Consider the following 15,872-nt stretch of genomic DNA (forward strand, 5'->3'; position numbering starts at 1 on the left):
TTCGAGTGCCTTGGTCACAACGGCCACCTCACAAGTCCAACGACGGGTCGGGAGTGGTGCGTCGGGATCCCATACTGCAGATTGCATACCGTATGGAGTAACCATGGTTGCGGCCCGCGCGGTGGATGTCCAGAGAAGGAGGGCAAAGATTTCCCCCGCGCTCCCTATGAATGACCCACGGTCACCGTGTTAAGTTAACACGAAGATTCGTTTTTTAATTGAAGGATGAATCCATGCCGAAGGTCACGCAGGAGTACATGGAGGCCCGCCGCCGGCAGATCCTGGACGCGGCGCGCCGCTGCTTCCTGCGGGACGGGTTCCATTCCACGTCCATGCAGGACCTCTTCGCGGAGTCGGGCCTCTCGGCGGGCGCGGTGTACCGGCACTTCGCCAGCAAGAACGAGATGATCACGGCCATCGTCGAGGAGAGCATGCGTGACGTCCTGACGATGGTCCACGGTGTCGCCGAGCAGCGGCCCAGCAGCTCCGTCGGGGACCTGATGGCCGATGTCTTCGACATCGTGAAGGCCAAGACCGCCGAGCAGAACATCGCCGGGCTGTCCGTGCTTGCCTGGTCCGAATCCCTGCGGAACCCTTCGCTGGCCGAGCAGTTCAACGACCTGCTGGCCCAGATGCGCTCCGCCCTCACCGAGGTCGTCCGAGAACACCAGCAGGGCGGCACCCTGACACGTGAGGCATCTCCCGAGGCGATCGGCGCCACGCTCATGTGCACGCTGCCCGGCTACATCCTCCACTTGGCCATGGGTGACTCCGAGGCCGTCGCGGGGGTTCCCGACGCGCTCCGCGCGCTCTGGCCCGATGCGGCAGCGTCCTGACACCGCGCCGCGCACGGCGGGCCGGGGCGCTCAACGCCGCATCGACCGGCCGGGCATCTCACGGACCTGGGCCTGCAGGTGCGGGCCTCCAGGTGCAACCGGCACCGGGTGTGCTCCGGGACGGCCAGGTCCCACAGTCCCGCCAGGAACCGCACGTCCACGCCGACCGTCACGGCGTGGCCCGGGCCCCTCCCCGCGATGTCCAACCGGACCAGGGCGGCGGCGCGAAGGACTCGGGCATCGGCCGCGAGCTCGCCACGGAGGGCATTCGGAAGTTCTGCAACCTCAAGACGGTCTGGCACCGCGTCAGGGGCACCCACCGGCACCGGCGGGCGTCCTGGTCGTGCTCAAAGTGCCGTTTCCGCCCAGCGGTTCAGCGTCCCGCTCTTGTCGTCATAGGTGAGCCAGGTCCCATCGCCGAGCGGACGCACATAGCTGTCGACATGGCCCCTGGGATAGCCGACCGATCCGCGTGTCTCCAGACTGTGGGCGTCGAGCAGCCAGTGGCGGGCCTGTTCGGGGTCCTCGGCGGAGTCGATCGTCGAGGCGATGACCGTGTCGGCGTCCACGAAGCCGCAGCCGTAGTCCCAGCGGGGCGGGTCCTCGTCGCCGGCCGGATCGGGCGAGACCTCGGCGAGCACGGTGCCGTCCAGGGCGTGCAGTTGCAGGTCCCACCCGCTGTGCTCGACGGTCAGGAAGCCCGGGTGCCCCGCATGGACGTCCGTCAGGATGCGGTCCATGCCCTCGTTGAGGTCCCAGCCGGTCAGCTCGCCGCCGTCCCGGCGCGCCCAGTGCAGCAGGATGCCGTCCTGGCCCATGCCGATGCACAGGCCCATGTGGACACCGTCCGGGTGGGACAGATGATGCGAACCGGATGCCGCACTGCCCAGCGGCAGCCGGGCCAGCTCCCGGCCGTCCCGGGCGTCCAGGACGACCCAGCGCTCCTCCCAGTCGCCTTCCGCCGGCTCGGCCACGACATGCGCCCAGACGAGCCGGCCGTCGTCCGAGACCCGGCAGGATCCGTGCTCGTGACCGGGGCACACCTCCTGCTCGTCCCCCGTGTGCGGGTGGCCGACCGCGGGCCCCCAGCAGGCGTGCCGGTACTCCCACAGCGTCTCGCCGTCCCTGCCCACCGCCCGTACCGCGCGCTGGCCCGAGAACACCGCGAACGTGCCGTCGGGACTCACCGAGTGGACGCCGCGGTCCCACCCCGGCCAGGGAAGGGGGAAGACGGCGGTCGGCACGCGCTCACCCGCGAACACCTCGTTCAGGTCGTGGACCTCCAGCTCGCGCCCGTTGCCGAGCAGGGCGCGGCACGCACCGCCCCCGCGGCTCTCGAACGCGAAGCCGTTGACGAGTGCGCCCCCACCCGGCAGCTCCACCGAGTCGCGCAGTTGTGCGGTGATCGACATGACCCGAAGGTAGCCGACCCCACCGACAGCGGGTCACAGGACGCGGAGGATGTCCTCGACGCGGTCCTTCGTCGCCGAAGAGCATGGCGGAGTTGTCGCGGTAGAAGAGGGGGTTCTGGACTCCGGCGTAACCGGAGGCCATGGAGCGTTTGAAGACGATGACGTTCTCGGCGTTCCAGACCTGCAGGACGGGCATGCCCGCGATGGGCGAGCCCGGGTCCTCGGCGGCCGCGGGGTTGACGGTGTCGTTGGCGCCGATGACGAGGACGACGGCGGTGTCGTCGAAGTCGTCGTTGATCTCGTCCATCTCCAGCACGATGTCATAGGGGACCTTGGCCTCGGCGAGCAGGACGTTCATGTGGCCCGGCAGCCGGCCGGCGACCGGGTGGATGCCGAAGCGCACGTCGACGTCGCGCTCCCTGAGCTTGCGGGTCAGCTCGGCGATGCCGTACTGGGCCTGGGCGACGGCCATGCCGTAGCCGGGGGTGATGATCACCGAGTCGGCCGATCCGAGGAGCTCGGCGACGCCCTCGGCGGTGATCTCGTGGTGCTCCCCGTAGTCCTTGTCGTCGGCGGGGCCCGCCTCGATGCCGACCTGTACCAGGACGACGGCCGCGCACCCTTCAACTCGGTCAACTTCATGGTCGCCCACGACGGCTTCACCCTCGCCGACCTGTACACGTGCAACACCAAGAGCAACACGCAGCCCTGGCCGTACGGCCCCTCCGACGGCGGCTCGGACCACAACCTGTCCTGGGACCAGGGCGGTAACGCCGCCGACCAGCGCAAGTCCGCCCGCAACGGCTTCGCCTTGCTGATGCTGTCCGCCGGCACGCCCATGATGACCGGCGGCGACGAGACCCTGCGCTCGATCCGCTGCAACAACAATCCGTACAACCTGGACTCCTCCGCCAACTGGCTCGGCCACAGCCCGACCGCGGACCAGAGCACCTTCCGCACCTACGCCCAGCGGCTCATCACCTTCCGCAAGGCGCACCCGGCCCTGCGTCCGGCAGCCTTCTACAGCGCCGCCGACAACAACGGCAACGGCCTGGGCCAGCTGAACTGGTTCACCCCCGCCGGCAGCGCGCCCGACGGCGCCTACTGGTCCAGCCCGAACAACCACGCCTTGGCCTTGCGCCTCGATGGCACCGAACTCGGCGACCCCAGCAGCGCCGTCTACGTCGGCTACAACGGCTGGTCCGGTGACGTCGACTTCACCCTCCCCTCACCTGGCGCGGGCAAGCAGTGGTACCGCGTCACCGACACCTCGACCTGGGCCGAAGGACCCGATCAGGTGGCCTCCCCCGGCTCCGAAGCCCTCGTCGGCGGCGCCGGCACTGTCTACCGCCTGCACGGCCGGGCCATCCTCCTGCTGATCGCGAAGTAGCCCGGTCCCCGAACGCGTGGCGGGTACGCCCCGGCCCGGACGGGACTGACGGCAGTCTCGACCGGGCTGCGCGCCTGCCGCGCCCCGCCGTGTACCGGCACCAGGTGACCGACGGCCCGGTAAGCTGCCCGCCGCGCCCCCAGTCCAGGGAGCGGGGCCACAGGGTCCAGAATGCGGCCCGCACCGGTTCGTTCGGTGGCCGTCGCGGTCTGTGAACAGGCGATGGCTGTCTCCGTCCTCGCCGGTAGACTGGTACTCCTATGCGCAAGCGCTCCGTCTCGCCGGCTCCCACCGTCAACGATGTGGCACGTATCGCGGGGGTATCCCGCCAGACGGTCTCCAACGCCCTGAACACACCGGATCGCTTGCGCCCGGAGACGCTGGACCGCGTGCTCCGGGTGATCAAGGAGATCGGCTATGAGCCCAACCGGGCGGCGAGGTCGCTCAGGACCCAGGCGTCGCGGCAGATCGGCTACTGCGTCGAGGTAGGGCGGGGTGGCACATCGAATGTGATCCTCGACCGATTCCTGCACGCGCTCGCGGCGGCGGCCCAGGAGAACGGCTACCGCGTGGTGATCTGCGCCGCGCAGGATTTCCAGGACGAGCTGGCGACGTACGACGAGATGCTGCGCACGTCCAGCGTCGACGCCTTCATACTGTCCCGGCTGGACCCCGGCGATCCCCGACCGGAATGGCTCGCCTCACGGAACGCGCCTTTCGTGGGCTTCGGCCGGGCGTCCCATGCCCCGCCCGGGCAGTTGTGGGTTGATGTGGACGGCGCAGCCGGCATCGGCGCGGCTGTGGACCACCTCGTCGCCAGAGGTCACCGGGAGATCGCGTTCCTCGGGATGGAGGAAGGCAGCGGGCCGGGACAGGACCGCCTGCTCGGATGGCGCCTGGCCATGGACCGGCACGAACTGGTCGCCCACAACTCCGCCCGCTCGCCCGACACGATCGACGACGGCGCCGCCGCTGCCGCTGAACTGCTGCGCGCCTGGCCCCGCCCCACGGCGGTGGTGGCGGCCAGTGACACCCTGGCGCTGGGGTGTTACACGGCAGTCCGGGACCAGGGGCTGGCCATCGGACGGGACGTGGCAGTGGTCGGCTTCGACGACTCCCCTGCCGCCGCGCTGGTCCAGCCCTCGCTGACCACGCTGCGGCAGCCTTTGACCGAGGTCGGACGTGCGGTGATCAGGCTGCTGACCGCCCTCCTGGCAGGGAGCCCACCCGCCGCATCCGAGTACGTGCTGTTCGAACCGGAGTTGATCGTCCGTGAGAGCTCCTGACGCTCGCGGCAATCCGCCCGCTGCTTCCGCGTAGGTTCTGCGGGACGGGAGTTGACCGTCGGCGGGAGCACCTGAGTTCCTCCACACGGAACACCACGGAAACGTTGAGGAAACTCCCCCTAGTCAGGTGGTCCGCCACATGGCATAGTCCTGCGCGTCGCAGTTTTGATCGTTCAACTTCCGGGTCGCCGACGACGGTTCGAGCTCGGCGCCAGGACTCTGTACGTCAGCGACCGCCGATCGGCCGCGTGTCCACCGCTGCTGTCTTCCGCATTCACGGTCGACGCACCGGGTGACGGCACCAGCCCATGAATTCGGCGGCGGTTGCGCTGCGCGGCCCCACCGGTGACCCGCTTGACCGAAGGAGGCAGGGTGACGACCCCTCACCCACCTGCGCTGCACGACCTCGTGACCGTGCTGCGTGCCCCCGCCGCCGCGCTGTGCGGGTCGGACGGCCAACTGCGGACGGGCGGCGCGGACGGCTACTACGACAACGACCGCCGGATGCTCTCCCGGCTGGAGGTCGAGATCGTCGATGCCGAGGTCCGGCCGGTGGGCCGGTCACTGACCCGGTCGTCCGAGGCCCGGTTCACCGCCGCCGTGCAGCCGGTCCGCGGAGCTGCGGCCGACACGGACCTGATGCTGGAGCGCCGCCGGGTGCTGACGCACAGCGCCCTTGAGGAGCACCTGAGGCTGCGCACCTTCGGCGACGCCCCCCTGCGGGTGCGGGTGCGGGTGCGCGCCGAGTCGGACCTGGCTCCCGTGCACGAGGTCCGGTCGGGCGAGCGCATCCGCCCTGTCCCCCCGGTCACCGCCGGCGGCGAGGTTCGCTGGGACCGCGACGGCACGGGGGTCGTCCTGACCGCGGCCCCGGCGCCGGCCGAATGCCGGGAGGAGGGTGGAACGGCCGTCCTGAGCTTCGAGGCCGAACTGCCGCCCAGAGGCTCCTGGTCGCTCTCCCTTCGCGTGTGCGCATCGCCCGACACCGACCCGGCCACTGCTTCCGGCGGCGCGCCGCGAGCCGCATTCGGCGCGCCACTCGACTCGCTGCCTCCGCCATGGGCCGCGCCCGCGCAAGCGCCGGTCGACCACCGCCGGGCGCGCCTGCTGCAGAGCAGTCTCGAGGACCTGCAGGCCATGCTGCTGTGCGACCCTCTCGATCCGCGGGACCGCTTCCTCGCCGCCGGGAGTCCTTGGTACTTCACCCTCTTCGGACGCGATTCGCTCTGGTCCGCCCGGATGCTGCTGCCCCTGGGCACCGCGGTTTCCGGGGGCACGCTGCGCACCCTCGCCCGCAGGCAGGGCCGGCGGGACCTGCCCGAGGCGGAGGAGCAGCCCGGGAAGATCCTGCACGAGGCGCGCCCGGAGCCGCTGCGGCTGGGCAGCCTCACACTGCCCCCGCTGTACTACGGCACGGTCGACGCCACGGCGCTGTGGGTGCGCCTGCTGCACGACGCCTGGCGGGCGGGCCTGCCCGAGGCCGAGGTCGCCGAGCTGCTGCCGCACCTGCGGAAGGCCCTGCGGTGGATCACCGAAGCGGGTGACGCCGACGGGGACGGGTTCCTCGAGTACCGGGCCACCGTCCCGGGAAGCCTGGCGAACCAGGGCTGGAAGGACTCCCACGACGGGGTGCGCTGGTCCGACGGACGGCTCGCGGAGGCACCGCTGGCACTGTGCGAGGTCCAGGGGTACGCGCATGCCGCCGCCGTGCAGGGCGCGGACCTGCTGGAGAGCTTCGGTGCCGGCGGAGCAGAGCCGTTGCGGGACTGGGCGGCCCGGCTGCGTGAGCGTTTCCGCGAGGCGTACTGGGTCTGCGACGACGTCGGGCCCTATCCAGCGATCGCGTTGGACGGGGCCAAGCGGCCGGTGGACGGCGCCTCCTCCAACATGGCCCATCTGCTCGGCACCGGGCTGCTTTCACCCGACGAGGCGGCTTTGGTCGCCCGCAGACTGTCCGCGCCGGACATGGACTGCGGATTCGGACTGCGGACCCTCTCCTCCACCAGCGCTGCCTTCAACCCGATGAGCTACCACTGCGGCAGCGTCTGGCCGCACGACACAGCCATCGCCGTGCTCGGGTTGGCCGCCGAGGGCCACCACGAGGTGGCCCGCTCACTGGCGAACGGAGTGGTCGAGGCCGCGGAACGCTTCGGATACCGACTGCCGGAGCTGTACGCAGGGGTCTCGGCGGCCGACAGCGGGCCCCTGCCCGCCTATCCCTCGGCCTGCCGTCCCCAGGCCTGGGCGGCCGCCGGGGCGGTGGCGGTCATCGGGTACCTGGAGAGCCGGGCCGCGGCGCCCTCTCCAGGCACCCCGCCTCCGCAGGCGGGGAACGCTCCGGCGCTCCCGGTGCCGACCCACCGGACAGACACTCGACCCGGACACAGCGGGCGTATCAGGTCCTGAAACCGCCGAGGGCTGACGGGAAAAGCGCCTGACAGCAGAACGTCGGCGCAGTGTGCACGCTCACGATCCGATGTGATTTTTTTCGCTGCCGCACCATTCGAATCCGCGCCGACCGGCGCTGCTCAACGAGGAGCAAGGGAATGACCAGTCGAAGAATTCTGCAGGCGGCCGCTGTTGCCGCGGCCGCCGCACTCGCCGCCAGTGCGTGCAGCAGCAACGGGACGGACAAGAACGCGGGAGACCAGGGCTCCGGTGATCGCGGTCCCATAACCCTGGCCACCGGCAAGGACACCTCCGGCAATCTGCAGAACCTGCTCGACGAGTGGAACTCCGCGCACCCCAGGGAAAAGGCCACCATCACCGAACTGCCCACCTCCGCGGACGCGCAGCGTCAGCAGATGGTGCAGAACGCCCAGGTGAAGTCGGACGCGTACTCGGTGCTCGGCCTCGACGTGACCTGGACCGCCGAATTCGCCGCCAACCGCTGGATCGACCAACTTCCGGCCGGGGACTTCCCGCTGGACGGCCTGCTGCCGTCCGCCGTCGACACCGCGAAATACCGGGGCAAGGTGTACGCGGCCCCGTACCAGTCCAACGGCGGGATGCTCTTCTACCGCACCGACCTGCTGAAGAAGGTCAAGGCCGAGGCGCCGACCACCTGGACCGAGATGGCGGCCGTCTGCAAGAAGGTCCTGAAGCTGCCCGAGGCCTCCAAGATGAGCTGCTACGCGGGCCAGTTCGACAAGTACGAGGGCCTGACCGTCAACTTCTCCGAAGCCGTCCAGTCCGCCGGCGGGGAACTGTTCGACGACAACGGCAAGCCGACCGTCGACACACCCGAGGCGAAGGCCGGCCTGAAGTGGCTCGTGGACAGCTTCAAGGACGGCACCATCCCGAAGGAGGCGCTGACCTACCAGGAGGAGAACGGCCGCGAGGCCTTCCAGGCGGGCAAGCTCATCTTCCTGCGCCAGTGGCCGTATGTATGGAACCTCGCCAACGAGACCGACGGCTCCTCGAAGGTGGCGGGCAAGTTCGACGTCGCTCCGCTGCCGGGAATGAACGGCCCCGGCTCCTCCACCCTGGGAGGCCTGAACCTGGCCGTGTCCACATTCGCCCCGCACAAGGCGTCCGCGCGGGACTTCATCAAGTTCCTGACCAGTGAGGAAGCCCAGCGCTCCAACCTGCTGAAGGCAGCGGTCGCGCCGACCCGGGCGAACCTGTACAGCCAGGCCGACCTTCAGAAGAAGTTCCCCTACCTCGCGACGCTCGGCAAGTCGATCGAGAGTGCCCGGCCCCGGCCGAAGGCCGTGCGCTACGGCGATGTCACCGCGGCCATCCAGAACGCCATTTATCCGGTGGTCTCCGGAAAGGCGAGCCCCGACACCGCGCTCACCGACCTGCAGCAGCAGTTGGAGAAGATCACCGCAGAGTGAGTCGTCCCCGGCCGGGCGGCGCCCTCCGCGCTCCGTGCCCGGCCGGGGCGATCGGCGTTCCCCCGAAGAAGGACACCTCGTGACCACCACCATCCGGACAGCCACCGCGCGTCCTGTCCCAAGGCTCCGCAAGAGCCGGGGTGACGGCCGCCTCGCGGCCGCCCTGCTCTCGCCCACCCTCCTCGTCCTCGGCCTGGTCATCGCCTATCCCCTGGTGGCCGCCATAAGGGCTTCCCTCTTCCAAGAGGGCCAGGGCCTCGACGCCGACGGCTTCGTGGTGGAGGGGGAGCGATTCGCGGGCCTGCGCAACTACACGGACGCGTTCTCAGGGACCAACGCCTCGATGTTCTGGAATGCCTTCTGGAACACCACGTTCTTCACCGTCACCACCGTGTCGATCGAGGTGCTCATCGGCATCGCGATGGCCATGGTCATGAACCACGCCCTGCGCGGGCGCGCCGTCGTGCGCGCGGCCATTCTGGTGCCATGGGCCATCCCTACGGCCGTCTCCGCGCTGCTGTGGCGGTGGGTCTTCGACGTCAACGGCGTGGCCAACGCCCTGCTCGGCCGGCAGATCCTGTGGACCGCAGACGGGTGGCAGGCGAAGCTGGCGGTGATCGTCGCCGACACGTGGAAGACCGCGCCGTTCATCGGCCTCCTGGTTCTCGCGGGCCTGCAGTTGATACCCCGTGAGCTGTACGAGGCGGCCCGGGTCGACGGCGCCGGTCCCTGGCGCCAGTTCCGCAGCATCACACTGCCCCTGGTCAAACCCACCCTGCTGATCGCCGTCCTGTTCCGCATCCTGGACGCGCTGCGCATGTTCGACCTGCCCTTCGTCCTGATCGGCGGCCGGAAGCACGAGGTGGAGACGCTGGCGATGCTCGCGTACTACGAGGCCAGCAATGTGCGCTACGGCCCCGCGGCCGCCTACGCGACCCTCCTGTTCGCCTACGTCGTCATCGTGGCGTTCGCCTTCGTGAAGCTGCTCGGCACGGACCTCATCGGAGAGGCCAGAGCCCGCCGGCGCACCGCCCGCACGACCCGGACGCCCGCCCCGGCACGAAAGGCCACCACCGCATGACCGCCGCCGACCACCCCGTACCGGCTCCGGCCCGGCGGTTCCGCCCGACGGCCCTGCTGCGGCCCCTGGGCATCGCCGCCATCGTCTTCTACTGTCTCGCGCCGTTCTACTGGATGGTCGTGTCGAGCTTCCGGCGCCCGACCGACCAGTTCCAGCTCTCGCTGCTGCCCCATCCGTGGTCCGGCGCCAACTTCGCCGCGGTGTTCAGGCCGGACGTCGGCTTCCAGCGCTCGCTGCTCAACAGCCTCGTCGTGGCCGGCGTGACCACCGCGCTCACGCTGCTGGTCGGCACCGTCGCGGCCTATGCGCTGGCCCGCCTGGAATTCCGCTTCAAGGGCGCTGTCGCGGCGGTCATCATCGCCACGTCCATGTTTCCCGGGATCTCGCTCATCATCCCGTTGCTGAGGCTCTTCTCGGACATCGGATGGATCAACACCTACCAGGCCATGGTCGTCCCCAGCATGTCCTTCGCCCTTCCGTTGGCCGTGTGGACGCTCACCGCGTTCTTCCGCCAACTGCCGGCGGAACTGGAGCAAGCCGCCATGGTGGACGGCTGTACTCGGGGGCAGGCATTCCGGAAGGTCATCATTCCCATCGCCGCTCCGGGCATCTTCACCACGGCGATCATCACCTTCATCGCGGCCTGGAACGAATTCATCATCGCTCTGTCCATGGTCAACCAGAAGTCGATGCAGACGGCGACCGTCGCCATCTCGCGCTTCACCGGCGCCTATCGCTTCGACCAGCCGTACGGCACGCAGATGGCGGCCGGTGTCCTGGTCACAGTGCCCCTCGTCATCGCCGTACTCGTCTTCCAGCGGCGCATCATCGCCGGACTCACCGCCGGCGGCGTGAAGTAGGGGGCTGTTCCCGGGTGGTGGACACCAGACCGTGCGCCGACGTCCAGCGATCTCGTTCGGACACGCGGCCGGCCTGGGCATCGACCTGGAAACCCTCCGAGGACCAGCCGCCACCAGGTGATCCGCTGCCCGGCGGGGGACGGTTGAGCGCACGCCGGGCCGGACGATGTTCCACCGCCGGCCGGCCCTGACGGCGAGGCCTCCCCTGCCGATCCGAGGCCGTCGTCCACCTTGCCATGACCGACCTGATGACCCGGCGCCTCTCTGGTGGAGCCACCCTGACCGGCGAGACCCGCCCCCTCGGAAGGCAGCCACCCTCGATTCGGATGCACGACGCACGAACGGTGCGCACTGATGCAGCCGACGCCACTACCGCTGCGGCGGCCGTCGTCCGCGCCTGCGACGGCCGCCGGCGACGGCGGACTCTCCCGCTACCGGGCCCTGATCGATTCCGGAGCCGCCGACTCCAAGACCGTCGCCCAATGGATCACCGAGACCGAAGCCCGCCGAGCCACCCCGGCGGCCCAGCTCCGCACCCGCAAGCCCCGCGTGCTCTCGCGCGAGAAAATTGCCGAGTTCGTGGACGCGGCGGGAGACGCCGCAGATGCGCTCCGTAGCGCCCCAGGGAGGCAGATGAACCGGCTGTGGCGGGCGCTGGGGCTGCGGATGACCTACCAGCTGCAACAGCACAAAATGCTGGCCGGAATCGCTCCCAGCCAGCATTTCGTTGGTGAAAAGTGTCCGAGGGGGGACTTGAACCCCCACGCCCGATAAAGGGCACTAGCACCTCAAGCTAGCGCGTCTGCCATTCCGCCACCCGGACAGGTGATCCGCAGGGCTGGCCCCGCGGCGACAGGCACAACGATACCAAGGATTCGGGGTGGGTTTCACCTGCGTATCCGCAGGGTGCACAGGGTGCCGGGGCCGTGTGGGCCCCGGCACCGGAGTGCCGCTATACAGCCTCGGGCGGCATCAGGTGGTAGCCCGGGAAGTTCCCCGGGGGGCGTTCGCCCGCGGGGCCGCGCGTGACGGCGCGGACCAGCAGGTCGCCGCCGACGAAGGCGCCGCGCCAGGAGGCGCCGAGGCCGCCGAAGGGCTCGGCGTGGTCGCCCCGGGACCGGGGCCTGTTGTGGCCGATCTTGAAGGCGCGGATGTCCGGGGCGAGGCGGGCGAAGGTGTCCTCGTCGTCGGTGGAGAGGGTGGCGACGAGGGCGCCGTCGCCGGCGTTCATGGCGGCCAGCAGCTCCGCCTCGGTGTCGACCGGGACGATCGTGTCGACCGGGCCGAAGGGCTCCGCATGGTGCAGCGGGGAGGTGGTGGGAGGGTCGAGGAGGGTGACCGGCGCCAGGTAGGCGGAGGTGTCCTGGCCGGGCAGCAGGCGGGCGTCGGCGAGGCTGCCGCGGTGGAGCGGGGTGGCGCCGCGGTCGATGGCCTCGGAGACGAGGTCGTCCAGTTCCTTGGCCTTGGCCGCGTTGATCAGCGGCCCGAAGTCGAGCTCGGGGAGGTCGTCCCCGGGGTCGTCCACGGCGAGCGGGTGGCCGAGGCGCACGGAGCGCACGACGGGCAGGTAGGCGGACAGGAAGTCGGCCAGGAGTTCGCGCCGCACGACGAAGCGGGGGTAGGCGGTGCGGCGCTGCTTGGCGTAGTCGAAGGTCCCGCTGAGGTGACCGGTCAGGGTCTCCCAGTCGCTGTAGTCCCACACGCCCCAGGTGTTCAGGCCCTCCTGCTCGATGACATGGCGTCTGCTGGGGTCGGTGAGGCCGGAGGCGACCCGGCCGCCCGCGTCCCGGCCGCCGACGGAACAGACGCAGCCGATCTCCGGGGCCCGTACCAGCGCCCCGCAGAGCTCGTCGCCGCCGCCGACCAGGGTCACCGGTACGTCCTCGCGGGCGATGAGCGCGCAGGCCAGGGTCAGGCAGGCGAGGCCCCCGTCGGCGGGGGTCCTGGCGATGGCGGCGTTGCCGGCCAGCGCCTGCACGAGCATCGCGTGGACCAGGATGCTCATGGGGTAGTTCCAGCCGGCGAGGTTGGCGACCGGGCCGGGCAGCGGGCGGCGCCACTCGACCATGTCGTCGATCTCTCCGACGTACCAGCGGACCCCGTCGACGGCCCGGTCTACGTCGGCCAGGGCGAGCCGCCAGGGCTTGCCGATCTCCCAGACCAGGAGGAGCGCGAGCAGCACGCGGTGCTCGGCCAGGGCGTCCAGGGCGGCCGAGACCCGCGCCCTGCGCTCGGGAACCGGGATCATCCGCCAGGCGCGGTGCTGGTCGAGGGCGGCGCGGACGGCCTGCCGGGCGGTGTCCGCGTCGAGCCGGGGCACCCCGGCGACGGGGGTGCCGTCGACGGGGCTGGTGGCCGGCAGGATCCGGCCGTCGGTCCGCCAGGCCCCGGCCCACAGGTTGAGCACGCGGTCCTCGTGGAACGCCTCGGGGGCGGCCCGCAGGCACCGCTGCCAGGCGTCGGTCCAGGCCGTTCCGGGTTTGAGGGTGAGGGTCATGGCTGCTCCGCCCGATCACGGCGGATCTCCCGCAGCGCACCACCACGGGTGTAGAGGAATCCCCGCACCACCTCGGTGCGGGGCAGCTCCGTGGCGGCGCGGAGGCGGGCCATGCACGCGCGCAGGTCCTGCTCGGGGTCGCCCAGCACCGCGCAGTCCTCGTGGTGCACCAGCACGATCTCGCGGGTGCCGCCCTGCAGTTGGCTCAGCCGGAGCGAGCGGAGGGTGTCGGGGGTGACGCACCCGCCCGCGTTGCGGATGACGTCGGCGTCGCCCGGCCGCAGCCCGAACATCGCCTCGACGCCGAGCCGGGCGTCCATGCACGCGACGACGGCTACTCCGGTGCGGGCCCGCGTCCTTGTGAGGTCGAGCGGTACGAGTGCCGCGCCCACGTCGTACCTGCGGGTGAGCAGCTGCTCCACGCCCGCGGCCCCGGTGGGGGCGGTCACCGCAGCAGCCCGCGCACGAGCCGTGCGGTCTCCGAGGGGGTGCTGCCGACCTTGACGCCGGCGGCCTCCAGCGCCTCCTTCTTGGCCTGCGCGGTGCCGGAGGAGCCGGAGACGATGGCGCCGGCGTGGCCCATGGTCTTACCCTCGGGCGCCGTGAAGCCCGCGACGTAGCCGACGACCGGCTTGGTGACCAGGCGGGAGACGTAGGAGGCGGCGCGTTCCTCGGCGTCGCCGCCGATCTCGCCGATCATGACGATCAGGTCGGTGTCGGGGTCGTCCTGGAAGGCGCGCAGGCAGTCGATGTGGGTGGTGCCGATGACGGGGTCGCCGCCGATGCCGACGGCGGTGGAGAACCCGAGGTCGCGCAGCTCGTACATCAGTTGGTAGGTGAGCGTGCCGGACTTCGACACCAGGCCGATGCGGCCGGAGGTGGTGATGTCGGCCGGGATGATGCCCGCGTTGGACTGGCCGGGGCTGATGAGACCGGGACAGTTGGGCCCGATGACGCGGGTGCCGGAGGCGACCGCGCGGGCCCGGAAGGCGACCGTGTCGTGCACGGGGACGCCCTCGGTGATGACGACGACGAGCCCGAGGCCGCCGTCGACGGCCTCGTCGACGGCGGCGCGCACGAAGGGCGGCGGCACGAAGACGACGCTGACGTCGGCGCCGGTCGTGCCGACCGCCTCCTTGACCGAGCCGAAGACGGGGACGGTGCGCCCGTCGAACTCGACCCTCGTGCCGGCCTTGCGCGGGTTGACTCCGCCGACGACGTCCGTCCCCGAGGCGAGCATGCGGCGGGTGTGCTTCATGCCCTCCGAGCCGGTCATGCCCTGGACGATCACCTTGCTGTTGCGGTCGAGGAAGATGGCCATCGCGATCAGCTCCTTGCGGGCTCGGCGGCCCGCGCGGCCGCGCCGTCCATGGTGTCCAGCTGCTGTACGAGGGGGCCCAGCGTCGCCGCGGCCTCGTCGAGGACGGCCCGGCCGCGCTCGGCGTTGTTGCCGTCGAGGCGGACGACGAGGGGCTTGGTGAGCTCGACCAGGTCGAGGGCCTGGACGATGCCGTCCGCGACGGCGTCGCAGGCGGTGATGCCGCCGAAGACGTTGACGAGGACGGAGGTGACGTCGGGGTCGGAGAGGATGACGCCGAGCCCGTCGGCCATCACCTGGGCGGAGGCGCCGCCGCCGATGTCGAGGAAGTTGGCGGGGGCCCCGCCGTGGTGGGCGACCACGTCGAGGGTGCTCATCACCAGGCCCGCGCCGTTGCCGATGACGCCGACGGTGCCGTCGAGCTTGACGTAGTTGAGGCCCTTGGCGCGGGCGGCGGCCTCCAGGGGGTCGCCCTCGCCGGGGGTCTCGTACGCCTCGTGGTCCGGGTGGCGGAAGCGGGCGTTGGCGTCGAGGGAGACCTTGCCGTCCAGGGCGAGGAGACGGCCGTCCGTGGTGCGGACCAGCGGGTTGACCTCGACCAGCAGGGCGTCCTCCGCAGTGAAGACCTCCCACAGCGCGATCAGCACGGGCACGGTCTCCTCGGGGAGCCCGGCCGCTTCGGCGATCTGCCGGGCCTTCTCCTCGCTGACGCCCTCGGCGACGTCGACGGGGACGCGGGCCAGGGCCTCCGGCCGGGTGGCGGCGACCTCCTCGATGTCCATGCCGCCCTGGGCCGAGGCCATGGCGAGGAACGTCCGTTCGGCGCGGTCGAGGAGGAAGGAGACGTAGTACTCGTCCTGGATGTCGGCGGTCGGCGTCAGCATGACCTTGCCGACCGTGTGACCCTTGATGTCCAGGCCGAGGATGGCGCGGGCCTTGTCCTGCGCGTCCGCGGGGTCGGAGGCGAGCTTCACGCCGCCGGCCTTGCCCCGGCCGCCGGTCTTCACCTGGGCCTTCACCACGACCTGCCCGCCGAGGCGTTCGGCCGCGGCCCGGGCCTCGGCGGGGTCGTCCACCACGTGGGCGGCGAGCACGGGGACGCCGTGCCGCGCGAAGAGCTCCCGTGCTTGGTACTCGAACAGATCCATCGTCAAACGCACCTGCCCTGACTCGGGGTCGGACGATAATCCGGTGCAGACCTCTGGACACCGGGTCGTCCATGCGGGATAAACGTCTGCATACAGTATTCGTCGCCTGTATGCAATGTACAGACCGCGGGGTGGAATCCCGCGTTCGGCCCGCTCACCGGCCCCCCGACCGGAAGGAACCTTGGTTGTGACGAAGGCTTTGGAG

The 15,872-nt window shown here is 70.7% G+C and carries 13 protein-coding genes, 1 tRNA gene and 1 pseudogene; 8 read left to right on the plus strand and 7 right to left on the minus strand.

The window, feature by feature from the left end; all coding sequences use genetic code 11:
• Positions 1–233: 233 nt before the first annotated feature.
• On the plus strand, positions 234–836 hold the full coding sequence (locus PV341_RS35715; RefSeq protein WP_500359990.1) for a TetR/AcrR family transcriptional regulator: 603 nt from the start codon (positions 234–236) through the stop codon (positions 834–836).
• A 347-nt stretch (positions 837–1,183) separates the two neighbouring features.
• Here PV341_RS35715 and PV341_RS35720 read toward each other — a convergent pair whose 3' ends face one another.
• Positions 1,184–2,248 (minus strand): hypothetical protein, encoded by a 1,065-nt coding sequence (locus tag PV341_RS35720; protein ID WP_500359991.1) that lies wholly within the window; start codon positions 2,246–2,248, stop codon positions 1,184–1,186.
• Positions 2,249–2,281: 33 nt separating this feature from the next.
• Positions 2,282–2,843, minus strand: a pseudogene (locus PV341_RS35725) (NAD(P)(+) transhydrogenase (Re/Si-specific) subunit beta); the annotation flags it as partial.
• A 45-nt stretch (positions 2,844–2,888) separates the two neighbouring features.
• Here PV341_RS35725 and PV341_RS35730 point away from each other — a divergent pair.
• The 7 genes from PV341_RS35730 (at position 2,889) to PV341_RS35760 (ending at position 11,478) form a co-directional block, all read left to right on the plus strand.
• A complete protein-coding gene (locus PV341_RS35730; protein ID WP_500359993.1) occupies positions 2,889–3,638 on the plus strand; it encodes a hypothetical protein in 750 nt (249 codons plus the stop codon).
• A 260-nt stretch (positions 3,639–3,898) separates the two neighbouring features.
• Positions 3,899–4,924, plus strand: coding sequence for a LacI family DNA-binding transcriptional regulator (locus tag PV341_RS35735; protein WP_500359994.1), 1,026 nt, complete (start codon positions 3,899–3,901; stop codon positions 4,922–4,924).
• A 372-nt stretch (positions 4,925–5,296) separates the two neighbouring features.
• Complete coding sequence (locus tag PV341_RS35740) at positions 5,297–7,330, plus strand: amylo-alpha-1,6-glucosidase (protein ID WP_500359995.1); 2,034 nt, start codon at positions 5,297–5,299, stop codon at positions 7,328–7,330.
• A 140-nt stretch (positions 7,331–7,470) separates the two neighbouring features.
• Complete coding sequence (locus PV341_RS35745; RefSeq protein ID WP_500332350.1) at positions 7,471–8,763, plus strand: ABC transporter substrate-binding protein; 1,293 nt, start codon at positions 7,471–7,473, stop codon at positions 8,761–8,763.
• 79 nt (positions 8,764–8,842) lie between these two features.
• On the plus strand, positions 8,843–9,844 hold the full coding sequence (locus tag PV341_RS35750; protein ID WP_500332349.1) for a carbohydrate ABC transporter permease: 1,002 nt from the start codon (positions 8,843–8,845) through the stop codon (positions 9,842–9,844).
• Positions 9,841–10,704, plus strand: coding sequence for a carbohydrate ABC transporter permease (locus PV341_RS35755; protein WP_500359996.1), 864 nt, complete (start codon positions 9,841–9,843; stop codon positions 10,702–10,704). The genes PV341_RS35750 and PV341_RS35755 overlap by 4 nt, the downstream gene beginning before the upstream one ends.
• Positions 10,705–11,058: 354 nt before the next feature.
• Positions 11,059–11,478 carry a hypothetical protein gene (locus PV341_RS35760; protein ID WP_500359997.1) on the plus strand — a complete coding sequence of 140 codons (420 nt, stop codon included), beginning with the start codon at positions 11,059–11,061 and terminating at the stop codon, positions 11,476–11,478.
• On the opposite strand, the gene PV341_RS35765 is transcribed toward PV341_RS35760, so the two are convergent.
• From PV341_RS35765 to sucC, 5 genes are all read right to left on the minus strand, one after another.
• A tRNA-Leu gene (locus PV341_RS35765) sits at positions 11,443–11,527 on the minus strand. The genes PV341_RS35760 and PV341_RS35765 overlap by 36 nt on opposite strands.
• A 129-nt stretch (positions 11,528–11,656) precedes the next feature.
• The gene (locus PV341_RS35770) at positions 11,657–13,201 is read right to left on the minus strand and encodes an aldehyde dehydrogenase family protein (RefSeq protein WP_500332346.1); all 1,545 of its coding nucleotides are present in this window, start codon (positions 13,199–13,201) and stop codon (positions 11,657–11,659) included.
• Positions 13,198–13,650 (minus strand): carbonic anhydrase, encoded by a 453-nt coding sequence (locus PV341_RS35775; protein WP_500332345.1) that lies wholly within the window; start codon positions 13,648–13,650, stop codon positions 13,198–13,200. Before PV341_RS35775 ends, PV341_RS35770 begins: the two co-directional genes overlap by 4 nt.
• Positions 13,647–14,522 (minus strand): succinate--CoA ligase subunit alpha, encoded by an 876-nt coding sequence (sucD, locus tag PV341_RS35780; RefSeq protein ID WP_500332344.1) that lies wholly within the window; start codon positions 14,520–14,522, stop codon positions 13,647–13,649. The genes PV341_RS35775 and sucD overlap by 4 nt, the downstream gene beginning before the upstream one ends.
• A gap of 5 nt (positions 14,523–14,527) precedes the next feature.
• Complete coding sequence (gene sucC, locus PV341_RS35785) at positions 14,528–15,667, minus strand: ADP-forming succinate--CoA ligase subunit beta (RefSeq protein ID WP_500332343.1); 1,140 nt, start codon at positions 15,665–15,667, stop codon at positions 14,528–14,530.
• Between the last annotated feature and the right edge of the window lie 205 nt (positions 15,668–15,872).

Source organism: Streptomyces sp. PA03-1a, from assembly GCF_033792805.1.
Lineage (GTDB): Bacteria > Actinomycetota > Actinomycetes > Streptomycetales > Streptomycetaceae > Actinacidiphila.